The 21,506-nt window shown below is 44.0% G+C and carries 19 protein-coding genes and 1 pseudogene; 12 read left to right on the plus strand and 8 right to left on the minus strand.

Annotation, left to right across the window (positions count from 1 at the left end; genetic code table 11):
- Window positions 1-83 precede the first annotated feature (83 nt).
- Window positions 84-1,319: a beta-ketoacyl-ACP synthase II gene (gene fabF, locus PP175_RS04355; protein WP_272441616.1), complete on the minus strand. Its 1,236-nt coding sequence runs from the start codon at window positions 1,317-1,319 to the stop codon at window positions 84-86.
- A gap of 127 nt (window positions 1,320-1,446) precedes the next feature.
- Here fabF and PP175_RS04360 point away from each other — a divergent pair, with 127 nt between their 5' ends.
- Window positions 1,447-2,292: a helix-turn-helix transcriptional regulator gene (locus PP175_RS04360; protein ID WP_272441617.1), complete on the plus strand. Its 846-nt coding sequence runs from the start codon at window positions 1,447-1,449 to the stop codon at window positions 2,290-2,292.
- A 148-nt stretch (window positions 2,293-2,440) separates the two neighbouring features.
- Here PP175_RS04360 and PP175_RS04365 read toward each other — a convergent pair whose 3' ends face one another.
- Both PP175_RS04365 and PP175_RS04370 read right to left on the minus strand, forming a co-directional pair.
- Window positions 2,441-3,013 carry a CBO0543 family protein gene (locus PP175_RS04365; protein ID WP_272441618.1) on the minus strand — a complete coding sequence of 191 codons (573 nt, stop codon included), beginning with the start codon at window positions 3,011-3,013 and terminating at the stop codon, window positions 2,441-2,443.
- A gap of 128 nt (window positions 3,014-3,141) precedes the next feature.
- Complete coding sequence (locus PP175_RS04370; RefSeq protein WP_272441619.1) at window positions 3,142-5,544, minus strand: bifunctional YncE family protein/alkaline phosphatase family protein; 2,403 nt, start codon at window positions 5,542-5,544, stop codon at window positions 3,142-3,144.
- A gap of 217 nt (window positions 5,545-5,761) precedes the next feature.
- Between PP175_RS04370 and PP175_RS04375 the strand changes: the two genes are divergently transcribed.
- The 7 genes from PP175_RS04375 (at window position 5,762) to PP175_RS04405 (ending at window position 11,710) form a co-directional block, all read left to right on the plus strand.
- On the plus strand, window positions 5,762-6,070 hold the full coding sequence (locus tag PP175_RS04375) for an ArsR/SmtB family transcription factor (protein WP_272441620.1): 309 nt from the start codon (window positions 5,762-5,764) through the stop codon (window positions 6,068-6,070).
- 1 nt (window position 6,071) lies between these two features.
- Entirely contained in the window at window positions 6,072-6,530 is a 459-nt protein-coding gene (locus PP175_RS04380) for an SRPBCC family protein (RefSeq protein WP_272441621.1), read from the plus strand.
- 376 nt (window positions 6,531-6,906) lie between these two features.
- Window positions 6,907-7,083: a hypothetical protein gene (locus PP175_RS04385; RefSeq protein WP_272441622.1), complete on the plus strand. Its 177-nt coding sequence runs from the start codon at window positions 6,907-6,909 to the stop codon at window positions 7,081-7,083.
- 350 nt (window positions 7,084-7,433) lie between these two features.
- A complete protein-coding gene (locus PP175_RS04390) occupies window positions 7,434-8,033 on the plus strand; it encodes a hypothetical protein (protein WP_272441623.1) in 600 nt (199 codons plus the stop codon).
- 2 nt (window positions 8,034-8,035) lie between these two features.
- Window positions 8,036-8,710, plus strand: coding sequence for a response regulator transcription factor (locus tag PP175_RS04395; RefSeq protein ID WP_272441624.1), 675 nt, complete (start codon window positions 8,036-8,038; stop codon window positions 8,708-8,710).
- Window positions 8,711-8,840: 130 nt separating this feature from the next.
- Window positions 8,841-10,073, plus strand: coding sequence for a sensor histidine kinase (locus PP175_RS04400; protein WP_272441625.1), 1,233 nt, complete (start codon window positions 8,841-8,843; stop codon window positions 10,071-10,073).
- 257 nt (window positions 10,074-10,330) lie between these two features.
- The gene (locus PP175_RS04405; RefSeq protein ID WP_272441626.1) at window positions 10,331-11,710 is read left to right on the plus strand and encodes a DJ-1/PfpI family protein; all 1,380 of its coding nucleotides are present in this window, start codon (window positions 10,331-10,333) and stop codon (window positions 11,708-11,710) included.
- Window positions 11,711-11,779: 69 nt separating this feature from the next.
- Here the strand turns inward: PP175_RS04405 and PP175_RS04410 are convergent, their stop codons facing one another.
- The 5 genes from PP175_RS04410 to PP175_RS04430 form a co-directional block, all read right to left on the minus strand.
- Window positions 11,780-13,276: an alpha/beta hydrolase gene (locus tag PP175_RS04410; protein WP_272441627.1), complete on the minus strand. Its 1,497-nt coding sequence runs from the start codon at window positions 13,274-13,276 to the stop codon at window positions 11,780-11,782.
- Window positions 13,277-13,486: 210 nt separating this feature from the next.
- Window positions 13,487-14,326: a 1,4-dihydroxy-6-naphtoate synthase gene (locus PP175_RS04415; protein ID WP_272441628.1), complete on the minus strand. Its 840-nt coding sequence runs from the start codon at window positions 14,324-14,326 to the stop codon at window positions 13,487-13,489.
- Entirely contained in the window at window positions 14,326-15,021 is a 696-nt protein-coding gene (locus PP175_RS04420) for a futalosine hydrolase (protein ID WP_272441629.1), read from the minus strand. The genes PP175_RS04415 and PP175_RS04420 overlap by 1 nt, the downstream gene beginning before the upstream one ends.
- 58 nt (window positions 15,022-15,079) lie before the next feature.
- On the minus strand, window positions 15,080-16,075 hold the full coding sequence (locus PP175_RS04425) for an aldo/keto reductase (protein ID WP_272441630.1): 996 nt from the start codon (window positions 16,073-16,075) through the stop codon (window positions 15,080-15,082).
- Between the two features lie 121 nt (window positions 16,076-16,196).
- Window positions 16,197-16,955 (minus strand): SDR family NAD(P)-dependent oxidoreductase, encoded by a 759-nt coding sequence (locus tag PP175_RS04430; RefSeq protein WP_272441631.1) that lies wholly within the window; start codon window positions 16,953-16,955, stop codon window positions 16,197-16,199.
- 371 nt (window positions 16,956-17,326) lie between these two features.
- On the opposite strand from PP175_RS04430, the gene PP175_RS04435 reads away from it, so the two are divergent.
- From PP175_RS04435 to PP175_RS04450, 4 genes and pseudogenes are all read left to right on the plus strand, one after another.
- Window positions 17,327-18,328, plus strand: a complete 1,002-nt coding sequence (locus PP175_RS04435) for an aliphatic amidase (protein ID WP_272441632.1) — start codon at window positions 17,327-17,329, stop codon at window positions 18,326-18,328.
- Window positions 18,329-18,364: 36 nt separating this feature from the next.
- Complete coding sequence (locus tag PP175_RS04440; RefSeq protein ID WP_272441633.1) at window positions 18,365-20,065, plus strand: purine-cytosine permease family protein; 1,701 nt, start codon at window positions 18,365-18,367, stop codon at window positions 20,063-20,065.
- Between the two features lie 42 nt (window positions 20,066-20,107).
- A complete protein-coding gene (locus PP175_RS04445) occupies window positions 20,108-21,121 on the plus strand; it encodes a formamidase (protein WP_272441634.1) in 1,014 nt (337 codons plus the stop codon).
- A 212-nt stretch (window positions 21,122-21,333) separates the two neighbouring features.
- A pseudogene (locus PP175_RS04450) lies at window positions 21,334-21,492 on the plus strand (YjbQ family protein); the annotation flags it as partial.
- Between the last annotated feature and the right edge of the window lie 14 nt (window positions 21,493-21,506).

Below are 21,506 nucleotides of genomic sequence, written 5' to 3' on the forward strand. Positions count from 1 at the left end.
GCGTTTTTATTTTATTTAAGTAATGTGAGTCGACGCAGATAGTCATATTGAACAATCGTTCCCCGTAAGCAGAACAACCTATTTTATTCGTACTTTTTTAGAATAATGACCGCATTGTGACCACCGAAACCAAACGAATTGGATAGCCCTATCTTAAGATCAGCTTTTCGTGCAACGTTCGGTACATAGTCTAAATCACATAAGGGGTCATGTCGTTCTTGATTGATTGTTGGAGGAATGATGCCTTCTTGAAGAACTTTGGCTAACGCAATCGCTTCCACTCCTCCTGATGCCCCCAACATATGACCTGTAACAGATTTATTAGCTGTTACCGGAATCTGATATGCCTGTGTTCCAAACAGTTTTTTAATAGCTATTGTTTCAGATATATCACCCACTGTTGTACTCGTTGCATGAGCACTAATGATATTGATTTGTTCCGTAGAAATGCTGGCATCCTTTAAAGCCATTTTCATAGCAAGATAGGCTCCCTTTCCTTCTGGATGTGGAGCTACCATGTGATGGGCATCTGAACTCGCTCCATACCCAATAACTTCTGCATAGATATGTGCATTTCTGCGTTTTGCGTGAGACAATGATTCGAGTATTAAAATGCCTGCTCCTTCTGACATGACGAATCCATCCCGATTTGCATCAAATGGACGACTTGCTTTAGTCGGGTCATCATTCCTCGTGGATAAAACGGTAGCATTACCAAAACTAGCTAAAGACAAGTCTGTTATGGCTGCTTCTGCCCCACCTGCAAAAATGATATCAGCCACTCCATAACGAATCACTTTTAACGCCTCGCCAATGGCGGTATTTCCAATGGCACAAGCAGAAACTGGCGACATAGTAGGACCCATTGCACCCCATTTAATACTAATTTGTGCTGAAGCAGCATTTGAAATCATTGCAGGTACCAGTGTTGGACTAACCCTGCTCGGCCCTCTCTCTCGAAGAATATCGACGTTTTGAATAAACGTCGATATTCCGCCTATTCCTGAGCCAACATATACTCCAAGACGTTCTGGGTCGATATCATGAATATTTAGATTGGCATCAGCCCATGCTTGTTCGGCAGCAACTAAAGCAAATTGACAAAATCTATCTAAACGCTTGGCATCTTTACGTCCAAGAAGTTCGTCAGCATTAAAATCTTTCACGATTCCTGCAATTTTGGTCTTATGGTTACTTACATCGAATGTATCAATGTAAGAAATACCTGACTTACCTTCAACTAGATTTCTCCAAAACTTTTCCACTTCATTTCCTAGTGGTGAGACTACTCCCATTCCAGTGATGACTACTCTTTCCAACGATGATTCCTCCTAACACAATAGGTTCTTTCTATATTTTTGCATGATGATTATCCTATTACAAGTTGTTGGTTATCCTAGTATAATTACTACTATGATATTTTTCCTATGATAGGAGAGTGGAACGTTGAATAAGCAAACCAGATACGAAGCACTATCTGCATTTTTAAAGTCAAAACGTGCGAATATTAACCCGCAATCTGTCGGATTGCCAATGGGGACTAGGAGAAGAACTCCAGGTTTGAGAAGAGAGGAAGTGGCTCAAATCGCAGGAGTCAGTACCACTTGGTACACTTGGTTAGAACAAGGACGAGACATTCAAGTTTCATCATCCGTGTTAGAATCCATTGCAGCAGCCCTACAGTTAAATAATGATGAAAGAAAGTACCTATTTGACTTAAGCTTTGAAGTGAATCCAAATGTTTCTGAGCTAGAAGTCCAACAAATAAAAATCTCCTCTTCTTTAGAGAAAATACTATCCGAACTGAAACATTGTCCTACAATCATCACAGATCGGCACTTCCAAATTGTCGGATGGAATCGTGCATCAGCCCATGTTTTTTTGAATTTTGAACAGATTTCCTGGGAGCACCGAAACTTAATTCGTCTGGTGTTTACACGAAAAGAACTGAGAACATTAGCTGTTAATTGGGAGCATTTTGTAAAAGGGTTTCTTGCTATTTTTCGTGCTTACTACGGTCAATATGTGGGTGATGAATGGTACAACCGATTCCTTGAAGAAATGACCGATCTTCACCCGGAGTTTCAATCTCTGTGGCAAGAAAGTCAAGTAAGTATTGCACCAGAGGTTCAAATTGAATTTAGACATGCTAAAGCAGGGAAAATGCTTTTTAACCTAACATCTCTGCAAGTACAAGGTGATATGGATTTACGGTGCAGTGTGTATACCCCAGTAGAGGAATCCTCTACTGAACTGAAACTAAAACGATTGATGGAAAAAAGCGACGACTAAATTACCAATTGTTAATTTTTTATCGAGTTCAATTAAAGGGATTACTATCCGATTATTTTATTCACAGATTGTAATCCCCTTTTTCCACTAAATGCCACCCATCACAATTATCTCACCATTTTGCGAAACAAACATTTTCCGGAATATGTTAATGTTTTGGGTTTATCATTCCATTCTGTTTTCTGTTCAGTGTATAAACTACAACCTTTACAAAACAAGCCATTAAAATATAAATGGGAAATGAGTATATGTATTTCCACTTGTAAATTTGATAAACGCCCATCCAATTCAGGAGTGGCTCGGCTCCAAAAGAAAAAACAGCAGCAGCAATTGCAAAACCTATAATGGATTTTATCCAACTCTCCCCATAACGTTGATATACGAGCATAAAAGATACAGGGATATAGGTGAGGTCAAATGGTAATAAAGGCGGAATGAAAGCCCAATATAAACGAATGGGGTATGCCCAAGCCGTATGATTCATTCCAACCATATCAAAGATGAACGCAATGATTCCAATAGTTAAACCGTAGTTAAGTATTTCATGGATTCGTGTCTTCTCAAGGAACTTCCACCATACAACCCAAAATAAAATTACGGTGAGTAAAAGTGTCCACCATTGCCATGTTAGAAATACGTGTTTGAGCCAATATACATGATATGCATTCAAAAAATTTCTTCGTAATTGATTTACATCTTCAAATGAAGGATTATTCGTCAAAGTGTTAACCCCCTGCTTCCATATTCATTCTCTCCCTTAATTAAATTATCAAACTCTTAAATAATCAATTTTGAACTAATAGTTGAATAACAAAAAACAAATAAAAACCCATCTTAATTACACGGACATTAAGGTTGAGCTGGCGTCTTAGGATATGGCTGGTTTCCCTTGGTAGCCTGCCAAACGATACGGTTAACAGCGTCCTCTGAATTAAGATCAGGCCTCGACCAATTCATTTGTGCTGATTGTGCGGCACCAGGAGAGCTTGCGGTGTTTGTTTCGTTAAGCGCGATATTCTCCTGCGCAGCGTCGTACGGTGCGAAGTTCGGTGTAGATGTAAATGTGTTCAGCATCGGAATAGCCGATCCATCGAATTGATTCAATGGGTGCATGCCAAGAATCATTTCCATTGTCCGATTCATAGAGTCTTGATCATAAAATGTGCTATCGACTTTGCCAGTTTGTGTATAAGGGCTGATGACCAATGCCTCCGTGCGGTGTGCATCCACATGATCAGCGCCTGCCTGAGGATCGTCCTCCACAATAAAAATCGCTGTATCCTTCCAATATTTCGAGTGGCTTACCGTATCGACCAAACTGCCTACTGCAAGATCGTTTTGCGCAACCATTGCCTGTGGAGTTGGAGTGCCAGGCGTGGTCGCTTTGGTGTGATCGTTCGGCAAATAGACCATTTCGAATTGAGGCAGGTTATCATTCTGTTCGAATTGATGAAATTCATTCTGCCATTCGTTATAACGCGTCATGTCTGAAATATCTAGATTCCATCCTGGGTAAAGGGGGTCGTAATACCCGTTTAAAGCTGGATCGTCCGGCATCCATCCCTTACCCGATGTTGGGCTTTCCCAGTAGTTAATGTACTCGCCATAGTCGCGAAAACTGATGCCATCTTTTAGCGCGGCATCCCATAGATATCCTCCTGAAGACTTAAGAGCGGGAATATCCACACTAAACTGTTTCCGGTTCGAATAATCTGCCGGCCATGTTTTTTCGGAATAATCGTTTGATATACCTGAGTCCGCCCATTGATGACCCGGGTCGCTTACTTCTCCATCACAATAAAAGTTGTCAAGAAGTGCAAATTGATTGGCTAATTTATGAAGATTGGGCGTGTTCGCTTCTCCGAATTCTGTCAGTAATGGATCGCCATTGCCTTTGCTAATGTCGCCAAAGATTTGATCGTAGGTTCGATTTTCTTTGATAACATAAATCACATGTTTAATTGGCGATTTTTGAGCCGGATTACGAGGAATAGCAAAATTCTGCTCACCTGTGGAGCTCGTATAGGTTTCAAACTGCGATGTACCTGGTACTGTGTTGTTTTGGTTTACCTGCTGTGTATACGCTTGAAGTTGTTGTGCATCGGGAACTTGTACAAATGACATCGTACCATTCATCATGTTGCCAATGTATTGGTGCGCAGCGTTCGGACCAGCACCAAGCCCCTTAGCATTCAGCACCATCAATTGATTTCCATCCTTCGTCATCGCAAGCGCAGTAGGATACCAGGCTGTCGGAATGAGTCCTTGTGCCTTAGGAGCAGCACCTGTGAGATCGACTACCGAAATATCGTTGCAGCCTGCATTCGCAACATATAACGTATGGCCATCTGGACTAACCGTCAGTGCGTTTGGCGTATTGCCTTCAAGTATTCCTGTAGGCTGAGTTAAAGAGATGGTTTGAGAAACTGTTTGTGATTGAGGATCAATGACTGACACAGTGTTATTGTCCGAATTGGCCACATATAACAACCCTGTGATTGGATTTTCGGTTATGGCATTGGGGTGTAATCCAACAGAAATTGTCTTTTTGACTGTCATGGTTTGCGGATCCAATACAGTAACGCTGCTTTCTCCCCAGTTGGGCACATATAAGGAATCGCCTTTTTTATTGAGGTAGGCGGTATATGGATCTTTTCCTACAGCAACCGTTGAAACCATCTGTCCATCACTAACATTTATTTTAGAGACAGAATTGTTCCGGTTATTAGCAACAAAAAGAAGTTTACCATCTGAGGAGACACCTAATCCTGAGGGAGTAAAGTCGGTATTTTGGGCATCTTTCATTTGGATTGGTGTTTGTTCCACCAGGTTTCCAGCAAGGAAATGGTAAACACGGATCTTATTGTTTCCACCTGCAGAAGCATAAAGAGTAGAACCGTCCGGACTGAATGACAGACCGACGAATAATCCCTCAGTAGGGGCATACGGAATCGTCTGGACGACCTGCTGTGTCTGAACATCCACAACTTGCAGGGATTGTATGCCCTGTCCATCGTTCGTAACCACAAGATATTTGCCGTCAGGGCTTAACGCACAGTTGATTGGAAAATCTCCTAAAGTTAGCTGCTTCCCTGCAGGCGTCAAAGTCCAACCGTGCGGAGTTATACCTGTTCCATCAGGTTTTGGCCCTGGATTGATCATGCCTGTTGCAAATGCTGTACCTGTACCTAAAAGCATGACTGCAATCGAAGCGCCAATCATAAGCTTTTTACGTCTTGAAATCCTTTTCATATATAAATCCTCCTTTGGTAAACTCGCTCCCACAGAAACCAAAAAAAATGTGGCACTGATGCGGGAAAATAAGCTAGCCATCTGCCTGGTTCTATCATATCTTCGCAATATTTAGTTCCCGTTGTTAAATTATTAATGATTTTTTATCGTTGGATTTTTTAATGGACTCATAGATTACAATTTGACATGCAGATAAATGGTTGCATATAATTGTTACATGGATAAGATATTTAAGGCTCTCGCCGATTCGAGCCGAAGGCGGCTCCTTGACGAGCTCTTTAAGAAAAACGGTCAAACATTAAGTGAACTGTGTGACCATCTTGAAATGACCCGTCAATCGGTAACAAAACATCTTCTTATATTGGAGCAGGCGAATCTTATTATTGTTGAATGGCATGGACGAAATAAAATTCATTATCTAAATGCCGCTCCTATCGGAGAGATTTATGACCGCTGGATAGGAAAATATGCAAGTCATCGCATCGAAGCACTGAGTGAACTCAAAAAAAGTCTTGAGGAGGAATAAAATGACAGGCACAACTTTCGTTTATGTTACCTATATTGCTACGACACCGGAAAAGCTGTGGGAAGCGCTAACTAGCGGAGACTTTACAAAAAAATATTGGTTTGGACACGAGGTGCAATCTGATTGGGCAGAAGGTTCAACTGTTAATTACGTGGACAAGAATGGGAATGTGGTAGACTATGGCACAGTATTAAAGAGTGAGCCATATCGTCTTCTTTCTTTTACTTTTAATTGGTTGGAGGATAAAACGGTACGCGAACGCACCCCAAGGGTGATCTTTGAACTACAACCAATGGAGTCGACTGTAAAGTTAACGCTCAAACATGAAGATTTGTTGCCTACAGATTACCGTGATGAAAGCGAAGGATTTTATGGTTATAATAATGGCTGGCCAGCAATCCTGAGCAATTTGAAAAGTTTGCTGGAAACCGGACGCACTCTGCCGCCAATTGCGGTATAAATCTATTTCACTACTAGGGATCATTACTTAAGAAGGCAGCCTCGGCAGCCTCTTTCTTATTTTAATTCATCTAAAATTTCACATACCCATTCTGTAATGTCTTCTCCTTTTCTTTCGATAATGAAATGAATTTATTTTTAGTAGTTTTAAAACTTTAAAACTATTGTACAAATTGTATAGCCATAAATCAACATAATTGTACTTATCTCGGGCAGTTTGGTTTGAAAATGTCAACTAAGCTTCTTTAGTGGAACCAAACAAAGCTCCCTAAGCACCATTAAGGAACAGTTGATTTTCGATAACGAGTTTTTTTTGAGACTATGTGTTGGTGATTTTGGAAAAAATAGTATTACATTATGGGAAAGGAGTGACCTGTGTGGAAGTCAGTATGAGTTCAGATGAGGTTTTGAATCAAATTAAGCAATTACAGACTGGTGGAGGAGATTTAAGTAAGAAAAAAGTTAAACAAGCACATCCAGACCTCATGAGAAGTGCACTTTTTTACTTTCCGAGTTGGGAACAAGCGATTCTAAATGCCAACGCGTTGGGTTGACGATATGCACCTAACGGATTGGGATCGAAAGTTTCTTGAAACGGATGTACAATTAGAAGTTACATATAGGCACTTACGAGAAGCATATAGGAACCAAGTCGATGAAGGAGTACACCAACCTTATTTATTATCAAAATACTGGGGATTTGATTTGAAATTGAATATTTTTAAACTGCAGCCGTTCTACCCTGGAACGGCTTTTTCTTTTGCCTTTTTTTCGTACCTACAGGACCTATCAGATGGAGCGATTATTTATGGTTCAGTTCATATTGAGTTCACAAAGCTGGTTTATTGTGGCCATAGAATCAGTAATCCAACACCAACAATTATGATTGTGAGGAGTGGTTGAAATGGGTAAATGGCTCATATTTGATAAATGGGTAATCGCGTCCATTCTTTATGTGGCGATAGTGATCGGTGGTTTTGCCGTGTATGACCAGTTTTTTGCGGATAAAACCCAGGCTGTATCTGCGGCGAAACATGAACATGCAAGCGACGATTCAGCACATAAGCAGACTAGTGAGGTAAATGCATTTGTTCAAGCTGATCCAGACAAAATAAAGATTTTCTTAAAAGATAAGATAGGAAATCCAGCTAACGATTTAGAATTAAATCACGAGAAGCTTAAGCCTGACAACAATTTTATTCAGAATATAGACGGAGAAACAGTGAAACTAAATCTGAGTTCTACCCAGGCCAACGAACCCGTAACGTTAACATTCAATTTAGATAAAACCAATCTATCTCCTTATTTGGGAGCGATGGGGCATGTAGTCATTCTTGATGAAAACGCCCAAGACTTTCTTCATGTTCATCCAGCCAATGATAAGGAACCGATTTTTGAAACGCAGTTCAAGCAGCCTGGTATATATAAAATATGGGCTGAATTCAAACAAAATGGAAAAGTAAGAGCGTTCCCGTTTGTAGTCGAAATAAAAGGGGAGAATTAAATTTGCCGAAGGTACTAGTGGTGGATGATGAAGCCCACATTCGTGAGTTAGTTTCATTGTACTTGAAAGATGAAGGGTTTGACATCGTTGAAAAATCGAATGGAGCGGATGCGTTGCACTATGCGGAGAATCATTCTTTTGATTTGGCGATTTTGGATATTATGATGCCACACATGGATGGCTGGGTTTTATGCACAAAACTCCGGGAGCTGGGGGATTTCCCCATTTTGATGATTACCGCGAAGGGGCAGGCGCAGGATAGAATTCGTGGATTTAGGCTTGGAACGGATGATTATTTGGTAAAGCCATTTGATCCGGTGGAGCTTGTTCTTCGTGTGAAGGCTCTGCTAAAGCGGTATCGCATTTCTACTTCCAATATCGTTAAACTCGGAAACATATCGTTAGACCGCTCGAGTTATCAGGTTCTATACGAGAACGGCAAAACGATGACACTTCCTATGAAAGAATTCGAATTGCTGTACAAACTGGGCAGCTATTCCGGGCAGTTGTTTACCCGGGATAATCTCATTGAGCAAATATGGGGCATTGATTATGAAGGTGACGAGCGGACGGTGGATGTTCACATTAAGCGGCTTAGAGAGCGATTTGCTGGGTTCGAGTCCGATTTCCGCATTGTCACCATCCGCGGGCTTGGTTATCGGTTGGAGGTGCAATAACATTAAGTCGCTATATACTCGTGTTGTATTCATATTTGTCGGCATTGTCATGTTGAGTCTGTTCACCGCTGTTATGGTTAGTTCTTATCTGTATCAGGATCGAATTAAAAGTTTGGTAGAAGAAGTTCTAATGACGAACGCTAATAAAATGATACAAACCTATCAATCGACACCATCTGCTGATTTGATACCGTTTATGCAAAACGTGTCCGGAATTTCCCATACCCTTCTTCAACTTTACAATAAGGATGGCAAGCCCATCCTTGCCCAAAAAGAGTGGCCCATGCAGGTTGACCCTCATGATATTAAGCAGGTGCTCGCCGGTGAAAAGGTTCGCCATTTCGATAACGTAGACCTTGCTCATTTGCACATGCCTCCACTACCTTTAGTCGGCCTTCCAATTCAGGTAGATGGGCAGCCTTACGCGTTATTTGTCACCATGAAGCAAAATCCCGTGGAGAATGAAATCATGAATTCCATTCATGTTACGTACATGATTATTCTATTTCTCGGCAGTTTGCTGATTGTCGTTGCTGCGCGTTATATCGTAAATCCCATTGTGCGTTTGACAGAAGCAACTAAGAGGATGGCGAAGGGAACATTCGATTTGGAGCTGCCTACCAAACGCAAGGATGAAATTGGTGTCTTAACGGTTAGTTTTAACGAAATGGCGAAGGAGCTATCTAAGCTGGATCGAATGCGGCAGGATTTCGTTTCGAACGTCTCACATGAAATTCAATCGCCTTTAACTTCCATTCGAGGGTTTAGTAAGGCACTACAGCAGAAGAAAATGAGCGAGGAGAGCCGTCACCATTATTTGACCATCATCGAAAAGGAGAGCGAGAGGTTATCCCGATTAAGCCAAAATTTGCTTCGGCTGTCCTATCTGCAGCAGGAGAATCATCCGTTAAAGGTAAGTACGTATCGACTGGATGAGCAGCTGCGCAAGGTTGTCATTGCGCTTGAGCCTCAATGGACACAGAAAGAAATCGAAATCGATCTTCAACTTGAGCCTCTTACTGTTCATGCAGATGAAGACCAATTCTATCAGGTATGGACCAATTTACTGAGTAATAGCATCAAATTCACGCCAGCACACGGTAAGATTGCTATTGAGGCTTTCATGAAAGATAATCAGAACATCGTGTCCATCACGGATAATGGTATCGGGATTCCTGAAGAAGAACGGGCGGATATTTTTAAGCCGTTCCATAAAGTGGATAAAGCGCGCGACCCTTCCGTTAAGGGCAACGGGCTCGGCCTATCAATCGTTAAAAAAATTATTGATATTCATAAAGGAGATATTCGAGTATCAGGAAAACTGGGAACAGGTGCAACTTTCGAAGTGACACTGCTGCAGTGATCCAGGTATCTTGAATCGACAATAATCATCGAAATACCGCCATATGGCGGTATTTTTTAAATCGTTCATTTCGTTCATATTGCGTTCACAAAGAGGGTTTATATTTTCCTTATCGAGGGTGATTATTAAAAATGGTTTATAGGGGGACACAGTGGTTGTGACATTGGTTACAACCGGATGGTAGTCTACGTATTTTTAAAAGTTTAATACCTTACCAAGGTATAGTAAAAAGAAAATAATTGGAGGAGGAAAATGAAATGAAAAAATTATTGCTACGTTTGGTTGTTTATGTGCTAAGTTTTGTTGTGTTTGTGGGAGGGATTGGGATGCTCGGGCTTATGCGTTCACAGAATGATTTTTACGGGACAGTCCGCCATGAGCCAGTTCCTTACCTACAAGGTGTTCATCCACCAAAGTATGATGCAACTAAACCTACAGTAGCCGTTCTACTGGCGAATGTGGACACTGAGGTATTTGATTTTATGATTCCATACGATTTGTTTTCTAGAACAAACGCTTTTAATGTGTTTGCCGTTGCCCCAGACCATGGTGTAAAGTCGTTATCGGGTGGATTGGATGTGGTACCGCATTACTCTTATAAAGAATTAGATAAGTTATTAGGTAAAAGCCCCGACATAATCGTGGTCCCTTACATGCCGATCGTTGATGAAAAGAAATATCAACCAACTCGTGAATGGATTAAACAACATTCCAGCAGTAAAACCACTCTCCTAAGTATTTGTGGTGGATCAGGGAATCTAGCCGACGCAGGCTTGTTAAAAGGTAAATCAGCCGCCACACACTGGCAAGCGATCCCTGGAATAAGCTGGCAATATCCGGACACTCATTGGGAAGAGAACCTAAGGTATGTTCACGAAGGAAACATCATAACTTCCGCCGGCCAAACTGCAGGTATCGATGCCGTACTGTACATGATAGCTCAAAAACTAGGAGAACCCATAGCGGCAAAAATAGCGAAAGAAATTAATTATCCTTCGTACCACTTCGTCCAAAATCCAAAAGTAGACCCTTTCCACATGGACATAAAATTTTCGACATATGTACTAAACAATGCATTCCATTGGAATAAGAAACAAATGGGCGTACTACTGTATAACGGCATGGATGAAATATCATTATCTTCTATATTTGACAGCTACGCAGACACCGGAACAACTCAAGTCTTGACCGTCTCGAGCTCAGATGCTCCAGTGGTGACAAAACATCATCTTAATATAGTGGCTAGGCATCAAATAGCGAATGCTCCAAAATTGGATAAAATGATCGTTCCAGGTGGCAACGCAAAAACACTCGCTGCAGCAGACGTAAAACTTTGGAGTGAAAAAGGCAATGCTAATGAGACTCTCCTCATTCATAGCGACTCACCAAACAGATATGCATTTGAAGCACCATTGGAAGACTTAGCTAAGCAAGAGGACCTTCTAACTGCCAAGCATGCTGTCAAACGACTCGAGTATCGTGCAAATCATATCCATCTTGAAGGCAAACCGTTCCCGCTAGAAACATACAGCAATATGCTTTTAACCGGTTTACTAACTTTGTTGATAGCTTTCTTTATTGACAGACGGTTCATTATGAAGAAAACCATATTCAAATCGCATAAACAAGCTAGTTAATCACTACCGCCATAGGGCTCTATAGAGGCTAAAAATCCCTGCCAATTCTGCGGCAGGGATATACTTTTTTTAATACGGATCAACATCATTGCCCGTAGCCAAATCTTTTACTTTGACTGTATCGGCAGGTGTTTGGTATGTCTGGCTTGTTGGAGGCTGCTTATGATCCTCAACCCATTTCACAAGAAGGTCAAAACTCTGGTGGGCATACGGTAGAAGCGGCTGAAGTTCTTTATTCGGATCGGATTTACTCCAAACCAGGCTATCCACATGGTTGCCTTTGTCAATCATGTACAGGCGGTGTAAATCTCCTTTCCCTGCTTTTTTCACAAGATTATCGTAAGCGGTTGCATGGACATCCGGGAAAATCAGAGAATCCCAAGTCCCGGCAATACTGATTAAAGGAGCATGCAAATTGCCGGTATTTTCAATCTTTTCGACATTGTTCTTAACATAGCCGGGCCGTTTAGTATAGTCGTAGCCGATGAAGGCGCTATCTTTCGAACGGTCACGCTGCCCGTTGGCGCTGAAGTTCAGGTAATCACGCCAGTTCAGCTTACCAGGAGCGTTCGGATCGAATTCATCCCGGTATATATTAAGCGTGACAAACCAGTACACCTGGTCATGGTACGGCCATAAGGTTTCCGATCCTTTCGGTACACCGGCCTTATAAAGGGCTTCTTTTGCTTTTTGCTGCTCAGTTCCTGTCCCATATATGGCTTTGTCCGCATTGTTTACCACAGTAGTTAGCGAAGTAATGAGGTTAGGTTCCTTCGCCCGCCACAAGACACCTTCCCAGTCGACCCCGCCGTCATAAAGCGCAGGCTCTCCCGTCTGCTTCGGATCGTCATGTTCAAGCGCATACCGAACGACATACCCCCCGTTGGAGATGCCTACCGCATACGTTGTAATCGGATGGTCTTTATTAACTTTCCCTGTCAGCTTGTCACCATAGTTGTCGACCAGGTACTTCTGTGCCGCCTTGGTTAGCTGTCTGAACCGGGCATGCCATTCGGCAACCGAATCATCAGGTGAGACGAGCGCATCTTTTACTTTGGCAAACGGGTCTTTCGGATCGATTTCTCCCTGCGTTCCTTTGTCGGTCGCCGCAAAAGCATACCCTTTACCCAACACATAATCACTGAAAAGTAAATCGGTCGATGTCTCATTCCGGGTGGCCGGAGCTCCTGTTACTACGAGCTTTCCATTCCAGTTATCAGGTACTCGAATGACAAACTTTGCATCACCAAACATTCCGTTGACCTGGGTTCCAGTAACAGGTTTAGGGTCATTCATCTTATACCATCCGGTTCCCTTGTCCTTCTCCCCCCAGTTGTATGGTGCCAGGCCTGCGTTGCCAAATACGGTTGCAGCCGCATACTGAGTCGGATTCTTCGTTGTCAGCCAATTGCCATCTTGTCCGTTAAAGGAGGTTACCACGACGCTTTGAGCACCTGGAATAACCGGAGAGAAGGCTGCCTGGGCTACTGTGTGCGACCACAATGGAATAGAAACAGGACAAACAAGTGCTGCACTGATTACACAAGCGGCTAATTTGTTTTTCACATACACACTTCCTTTCGTATGGTAAATGTACCCTTTTATTATAGTTAAAAATATTCAGTATATTAATAGGGAAATGGGCTGTTTTATTATTTTTTTATCTAATAGGAAAAATTAGTATAGAAGATATGAATGGTAACTAAAAAGGCATCTCCTCATGTAATCTAGTACATTTGGAGGTGCCTTTTAATTTCGAAAACGAGTAGGTAGTGGTTAACGCAGTAGGGACCAATCCACTTTCGGAACAAGCCCTTCATCTGAAGCCCGGCCGAGCAGGGCCTCGATCGCGCCATAACCGGCTTCGCCCAGATCCGCAGTAAACTTGTTTACGTACAGGTCAATGTGAGCCTGCGCTACTTCAGGGGCCAGCTCCTGGGAATGGCTGAGCACATAACCGCGCGATTCTTCGGGATTTGCCCAGGCGTATTCAACAGAAGAGCGAATCCAGCCGGCGAGCGAATTTAAGTCCAGTGATCGCTTGGCGATGATGGCCCCAAGCGGAATCGGCAGGCCTGTATCTGTTTCCCACCAACTGCCTAAGTCAACCAGCAGATTTAACCCATACGACGGATAAGTGAAGCGCGCTTCATGGATGACGAGGCCGGCGTCGATCAACCCATCGCGCACAGCAGGCATAATTTCGTTAAACGGCATAATCACAATCTCGCCAACACCGCCGGGGACGTTCTGGGCCGCCCACAATCTAAAAAGCAGGTAAGCGGTGGATCGCTCACTTGGGACTGCAACCCGGCGGCCGGAAAGCAGTGATGGATCGTTCGTGTCGGACAAACCGTTTTTCGTTAGCACGAGAGGGCCGCAGCCTCTTCCCAATGCCCCGCCTGTTGGAAGGAGGGCATAGTTAGATAATACCCATGGCAGCGCTGCGTAGGAAATCTTCAGCACTTCGGGACCATTTGGTTTTGTAGCCAGACTGTTCGTGATGTCGATGTCCGCGAACGTGACGTCAAATTTTGGTGCTCCGGGTACAAGCCCGTGTACTAAAGCATGGAAAACAAACGTGTCGTTCGGACACGGAGAAAAAGCGATCTTCATTATAATACCTCCAATAATACTGCACTTGCTGCTTCTAGGGTGTGTAATGCATCTGGAATACGCCAGGCGGAACGGTCGCGCGGTCCTACAGCGTTAGAGATGGCGCGAATTTCAAGAACAGGTACACCACGCTGCTGAGCGGCGGTGGCCACGCCATAACCTTCCATCGCCTCGGCTGCGGCTTCAGGTATGCGGGCAGCCAGTTCCATAGCGGTCTCAGCGGTTCCTGTGACGGTCGATAACGTCAGCACAGGACCAGAAGTGACAGGCAATCCGGCTTCTTGGAACGACTGTAGGATCCGAGCGGCCAGACTTGCATCCACCGGCACATGCGCGGAGCCGAAGCCGAGTTTATCCAGACTTTGAAAGCCGTCCGGAGTCTCTGCTCCCAGGTCGGCGGCGATAATTTCACTTGCCACCACAAGGGAGCCCACATCCGCCCGGCCGGTAAAACCACCGGCTATGCCAGCATTTACAACAAGGTCATACTCAGCTGTTGCCAGAGCCGAAGCTGTACTGGCTGCGGCAGCTGCGGGACCGACGCCCGCCACCAGTACTTCAAATCTGCTTGAGCCGCGCAGCCCGCGCAGCACGGCATCCCTTTCTGCCGCTACAGATGTCATGACAAGAACCCGCATCTTTGGGGCTCGCTCACTGGAAGGGGAGACAGCGGCAGTTTTCTTAGTTGAATGCATATCCATTTTGGGAATCCCCTTATGTGTTTGGTAATACGTGATGTTCCACGTGATACACTTACAATTCGTTTTTAGCCGGCGGCGCCATAAATTCAGGACCTACAGGATCTTTAATCCTATCATGTAAAATGCGATTGATTTCGGTTTTATCATCATCGGTCAACTTCCAACCCATAATATCCGTTGTCGCTTCCACCTGGTCAGGACGGCGTGCGCCCCAGAGAGCGATGCCTGCGCCGGGCTGGTCTAAAATCCAGCGGACGGCTAAATGAATAACCGATTTATTGTAGCGGTCTTTTGCGAGCTGGCCTAACTGTTTGACCGCCTCTAAGTACTGGCTGAAGCGCGGCTGCCGGAATTTAGGATCAGCTTTACGCAGGTCATCGCCGGTAAATTGGCTCTCACTGCTCATTTTTCCGGATAGTAATCCCCGGCATAAGCTGCCGTATAGCAGTGTCGTGATGCCGTGCTCTTTACAATAAGGAAGCACGTCTTTTTCTATTTCTCGCTCGAATAGATTATAGGGAGGCTGGGCCGTATGTAAGGGGGCAACTTGCCGAAATGTATCCATCTGATCGGGTGAGAAGTTGCTGACGCCGATCGCGCGAATTTTGCCCGCGTCATAAAGGCTTTTCATCGCTACTGCTGTTTCTTCTATCGGTGTTAGCGGGTCCGGCCAGTGTATTTGATAGATATCAATATAATCGGTCTGCAGCCTTCTGAGAGAGTCATCAATTTCCTTTGTGATTCGCTCTTTGGACGCATTGCGGAACGGCCGCTCATTCTTCCAATCTAAAGCAGTCTTTGTTGCCAAGACAATCGTGTCGCGTTTGCCGTATTGTTTTATAGCTTTCCCGATAATTTCTTCAGATGTTCCAAATCCATACACAGGAGCGGTATCAATGAGGTTGATGCCTTTATCTAAAGCAGTATGAATGGTTTTAATAGAATTATCTTCATTTGTTCCGCCCCACATCCAACCGCCGATGGCCCACGTTCCCAGGCCAATCCTCGAAGACTTTATGCCTGTATTTGCTATCTGAGTATATTCCATTGCCGATTACACTCCTTTAGTAGACATGTGGATTTTTTTATTACCAGTCAACTTAAAGTTAGCAGCTGTGTTATTTTAATGATAACACTCCTTATGTATCTGCACAAAAAAGAAGTGTTCGTCAAAAATTACTCCGAGATTGTCCGCCATCCACATTTAAGGTAGCACCAACGACCCAGGAGGCTTTATCAGAAGCGAGGAACACGGCGACATTGGCTACTTCTTCCACGCTTCCGAAGCGCCCTGCCGGGATTTCTTGTTTCACAAATGCCTGGATTTTCTCGGGATTTTGTTCCAATCGTTTTTGCCAGTTTCCTGTGGGATGAAGAATGGAACCAGGCGCAACACCATTCACCCTGATCCCCTCTTTAATCATTTCATCAGCGAATGCCTTGGTAAAGCTGATCAAAGCGGCTTTGCTGTTGTTGTATGTAATTTTCCCGCCTGATTCTCTGCCGAAGACGGAGGAGATGTTCACAATGGAGCCGCCTCCTGTTTTCCTCATGACTTCCGCAGCCAACTGGCTGAAATGCACAGCGGAGAGGTAGTTCAACTGCATCGCTTGCTCAAACTGGAAAAGCTCCGTTTCCATCGCAAGCCCCCCGCTGCTTCCGCCCACGTTATTGATCAGAATATCGATTCGGCCATACGTGCGGATGAGTGCGTCAAACACCTGCTCTCTGTCCGCCGCCATGGCTAAATTCCCACTATAAATGCTCACGTTTCCAAGCTCTTGTTGAGCGCGTTCTAAATCTTCTTTTCCCCGTGCTGCAATCGCAACCCGGGCTCCTTCCTCTACAAACGCTTTGGCGATGGCTTTGCCGATTCCTTTTGATCCTCCGGTAACTAATACGACTTTTCCTGACAAACCAAGATCCAATGGTAAACCTCCTTTGTTTGCGCTAGGTGCTTCTTATCCTATCATATCCTCTTTTGAGCATTTTTTTGTGGTCCTCCGGCACACAGCTCATATTCTACCACTAAAAAAGGCCGGCAAGCGCCGGCAATTCCTAAGGAGTGTGTTGAGAGATAACTGGGGAGGTGTCACCCTAAATATAGCCAGTTTGGGGATGGTCGTCGAGAAAAATGAAAGATTATCTGACAGCGGAAATTTCATGTTAGAAAATATTACACAGAAGTTCCACAATGCTATCGGCTGTATCATAATCTTGTTAGAACATTCAGAGCACACATCACGAACTGCAAACTTGTTCTCAGATACCAAAAATATGAATAGTAGGAGGAATTCAAATGCCAGTAGGATCAATCTCGAGTTCAAGGGACACCGTTGGGGTAGCCGTCGTTAACTACCAGGTGCCGGTGTTAGAGTCGAAGGAGGAAGTCATAAAGAATTGCCATCGAATTGCGGAATTTGTAGATGGGGTCAAACTTGGCTATCCAGGGTTGGATCTGATTATCTTCCCAGAGTACTCAACTCAGGGATTCCACCCTACGAAATGGGAGGAACTATGCACAACCGTCCCGGGTCCTGAAACCGCAATTTTTGCGGAAGCTTGCCGTCGTAATAAAGTCTGGGGTGTATTCTCTATCACAGGGGAACTTAACCCAATTGGAAATCCTTTTAATAGTTTTGTTCTGATTAATGATCAAGGCGAGATCGTCCTTAATTATCATAAGATTAATCCGTGGGTTCCAAAGGAGCCATGGTACCCGGGAGACGAAACCATGGTAGTGGAAGGCCCTAAAGGGTTAAAGATTGGGGCAAACATTTGCTATGATTCAAATCTTCCCGAGATCGTCCGTGACACGGTGATGAAGGGAGCCGAACTGGTTGTCCGGATTCAGGGGTATATGTATCCTTCCAAAGAGCAGCAAATAAAGTTGGCCAGCATTCGTGCATGGGAGAACTTAGCCTATTTTGCAGTAGCGAATATGGCGGGCCGGGATAAAGTCTATTCCTATTTTGGCCATTCAAACATTGTGAATTTCGATGGAACCACGTTAGCTGAATGCGGAACGACGCCTGACGAAGTCACATACGCCGAACTTTCCATCTCCGCCATCCGAAATGCCAGGAAAAACTGGACAGCGGAAAACCATCTTTATAATTTAACGCACCGCGGCTATTCAGCTGTGAAAAATGGCGTCGCAAATAATCCGTACTCTTTCTATGAAACATGGGTGAACGACGCTGAAAAAGCGAGAAAAATATGTGAATCGCTCACCCGCTCCACACCTGAACAACCGGAAGAAAAACCGGTGGAAGTTGAGGAGATTTTACTGAAAAACTAGATTGAATTTCAATATTAAGCAAAGGGAGGCCCAAACATGTCTGAAAGAGCAACCTCAGATAACATTAGCGTTCCTTATGAAAATGTGCCAAAAGCGAAACGCAAGTTTAATTCCTGGGTTAATAACCCTGTTTTAGAAGATTACGCACTTCGTTATGCACCGAAATCCTTTCGGAAATGGAGCGAATATGCCGTAGCTACATCGGCAATGGGTGGTCTTGCGTTTCTGGCGGATTTTGCTATCGGGGGCTCCCTTGGCATTTCTTATGGATTTACGAATGCCTTCTGGGGAATTATAGCGGCAGCGTTAATAATCTTTCTCACGGGAATTCCCATCGCCTATTATGCTTCTAAATATAATATCGATATGGATCTTCTCACTCGAGGTGCCGGATTCGGTTACCTCGGGTCAACCTTAACATCATTGGTTTATGCCTCGTTTACCTTTATTTACTTTTCTTTAGAAGGGGCGATAATGGCCCAGGCCATACAGCTCTACTTTGGCATTCCGCTGGCTATCGGGTATCTGGTTAGTTCATTATTGGTAATTCCACTCGTTCTTTTTGGCATGACGCTATTATCCCGCTTACAGGTCTGGACCCAGCCTATCTGGTTGCTGCTTATGGTTGCCCCTTTGCTGGGGATTGTCATAAAAGATCCAACTTCATTGACCGCCTGGACTCACTTTGCGGGTGAATCTCCATCCGGTACCTCGTTTAATCCTATGCTATTTGCCATGGCGGCAGGCGTTGTACTATCTCTCATTTCGCAGATCGGGGAACAGGTAGATTATCTGCGATTTATGCCAAACCGAACTGCCAGAAATCATCGCAAATGGCTCTGGGCAGTTGTGCTGGCCGGTCCAGGATGGGTGTTATTAGGCGCGTTTAAACAACTCGGCGGTTCGTTTCTTGTCTCTTATATCGCACCGCATATCGGATTCAAATCCGCAGATGAACCGATCCAAATGTTTACGATAGCCTTCCATCAATTTATACCGAATACCTTCGCCGTGTTGACTATTGCTACGTTTTTCGTTTTGCTATCCCAAATCAAAATCAATGTGACTAATGCTTACTCCGGTTCACTGTCCTGGTCAAACTTTTTCTCGCGGCTCTTTCACTTCCACCCTGGACGCGTAGTCTGGCTATTTTTCCAAATAGGGGTTGCGATTTGTTTGATGGAAGGGGGCGTATTCGATTTTCTGAACAAAGTTCTCGGGTTCTATTCAAATGTAGCGGTGGCCTGGGTCGGTGCGATTGTCTCCGATTTAACCATTAATAAAAAAATCCTCAAGATTAGCCCTTCTTATATTGAATTTAAACGGGCGCACCTTTACAACTTTAACCCTGTAGGATTTGGTTCGATGATTATTGCTTCCGCAGTGTCAATCATTGCTTATTTCGGAGCTTTTGGCCCGATGCTGCAGGCTTTCTCACCCTTTCTTTCACTTGCGTTGGCCTTTATACTTGCTCCCATCATCGCCATCGTAACGAAGGGCAAATATTATATCGCGCGGGAAAATCCAGATGCGCAACCGGCAGTCGTTACGTTCTCTTTGCATGACCAAATTCATGATCATGCAAAGCCAGAGATGACTTGCTCAGCATGTGATTACAGTTATGAAAGGGAAGACACCACCTATTGTCCTTATCATGAAGGCACGATCTGCTCCCTGTGTTGCAGTCTTGAAAAAGATTGCCACGATATGTGTAAGGAAAACCAAAATATCGTATAAAAAATTTTGACTATTATTGATTTATTTATAGGAGGATCTAACATGGGAAGCATCGGAAGCATGAGTAAACCAACAGAAGGCTTTTTAGCCGCCTTAATCCAATATCCGGTTCCAGTAGTAAATTCACGTGCTGACATTGATTTTCAAATTAGCCAGATTGTAAAGACCATTCATTCCACTAAAGCTGGTTATCCAGGTATGGAATTAATCGTATTTCCCGAATACAGCACTCAGGGGTTAAATACAGCAAAATGGACTACGGATGAGTTTTTATGTACGGTTCCCGGACCTGAGACCGACCTATTTGCTCAGGCCTGTATGGAGGCTGAAGTTTACGGGGTCTTCTCCATCATGGAGAAAAACCCTGATGGCGGTTCACCCTACAATACAGCTGTGATCATCGACCCAAATGGGGATATCATCCTTAAATATCGGAAATTGAATCCGTGGGTTCCAGTTGAGCCGTGGCAGGCAGGAGATCTGGGGATGCCCATTTGCGATGGGCCAGGCGGAAGCAAATGGGCCGTTTGTATCTGCCACGATGGTATGTTTCCTGAAATTGCAAGAGAAGCAGCCTACAAAGGAGCCAATGTTCTGATTCGTATCTCCGGTTATAGCACCCAGGTTAATGAACAATGGATATTAACCAATCGTTCCAATGCCTGGCATAATTTGATGTATACCATGTCGGTAAATTTGGCGGGATATGATGGTGTGTTCTACTATTTCGGAGAAGGGCAAGTTTGCAATTTTGATGGCACTGTACTGGTTCAGGGACATCGCAACCCCTGGGAAATCGTTACGGCCGAAATCTATCCGAGATTGGCCGATCAAGCCCGCACGGATTGGGGTCTGGAGAATAATATTTATAATTTAGGGACAAGGGGATATGTAGCGACTCCGGGAGGAATCAAGGAGAATCCGTATACTTTTGTTAAGGATTTAGCTGCAGGAAATTATAGGCTGCCTTGGGAAAACCAAATTAAAATCAAAGACGGCTCCATATATGGTTATCCCGTCAAAGAAGTAGATTCCCCTGTTAAAGTGACAAAATAAGGCAGAGTAAACCTTGCTTTTTTCTGTCGAAGTGTCAGTTGATCATTAACTGGATTTTTACAAAAACGCCCGCGGCTCCTCTTGAATGTTTTGGTGGCACGACATTCCAGACTGGCTCTCGCGGGTGTTTTCTCGTGTGCTTTTGAACAAAATGCATATGCTATAATGAAGGAGAAATCAGCCGGATTAGGAATAGGCAGGAAGGAGAGCACATGCTGCATAAATTCACGATCCAGACGTCCAAGCGTGATGAAATGTTGGATGTGACTTCGCGAATCAGGGAAGTGGTCCTTCATGAAGGGATTCAAGATGGCATGGTCGTCGTATATTGTCCGCACACGACCGCTGGGATTACCATCAACGAAAACGCTGGAGGTGTATAACC

Source organism: Aneurinibacillus sp. Ricciae_BoGa-3, assembly GCF_028421645.1.
GTDB lineage: Bacteria > Bacillota > Bacilli > Aneurinibacillales > Aneurinibacillaceae > Aneurinibacillus_B.

Excerpts from the sequence above, each read along its gene's own strand:
- PP175_RS04370 (WP_272441619.1), bottom strand. The coding sequence starts at position 5,544 with ATGAAAAGGATTTCAAGACGTAAAAAGCTTATGATTGGCGCTTCGATT.
- PP175_RS04375 (WP_272441620.1), top strand. The coding sequence starts at position 5,762 with ATGGATAAGATATTTAAGGCTCTCGCCGATTCGAGCCGAAGGCGGCTC.
- PP175_RS04380 (WP_272441621.1), top strand. The coding sequence starts at position 6,072 with ATGACAGGCACAACTTTCGTTTATGTTACCTATATTGCTACGACACCG.
- PP175_RS04390 (WP_272441623.1), top strand. The coding sequence starts at position 7,434 with ATGGGTAAATGGCTCATATTTGATAAATGGGTAATCGCGTCCATTCTT.
- PP175_RS04400 (WP_272441625.1), top strand. The coding sequence starts at position 8,841 with ATGACGAACGCTAATAAAATGATACAAACCTATCAATCGACACCATCT.
- PP175_RS04405 (WP_272441626.1), top strand. The coding sequence starts at position 10,331 with ATGAAAAAATTATTGCTACGTTTGGTTGTTTATGTGCTAAGTTTTGTT.
- PP175_RS04415 (WP_272441628.1), bottom strand. The coding sequence starts at position 14,326 with ATGAAGATCGCTTTTTCTCCGTGTCCGAACGACACGTTTGTTTTCCAT.
- PP175_RS04420 (WP_272441629.1), bottom strand. The coding sequence starts at position 15,021 with ATGCATTCAACTAAGAAAACTGCCGCTGTCTCCCCTTCCAGTGAGCGA.
- PP175_RS04425 (WP_272441630.1), bottom strand. The coding sequence starts at position 16,075 with ATGGAATATACTCAGATAGCAAATACAGGCATAAAGTCTTCGAGGATT.
- PP175_RS04435 (WP_272441632.1), top strand. The coding sequence starts at position 17,327 with ATGCCAGTAGGATCAATCTCGAGTTCAAGGGACACCGTTGGGGTAGCC.
- PP175_RS04440 (WP_272441633.1), top strand. The coding sequence starts at position 18,365 with ATGTCTGAAAGAGCAACCTCAGATAACATTAGCGTTCCTTATGAAAAT.
- PP175_RS04445 (WP_272441634.1), top strand. The coding sequence starts at position 20,108 with ATGGGAAGCATCGGAAGCATGAGTAAACCAACAGAAGGCTTTTTAGCC.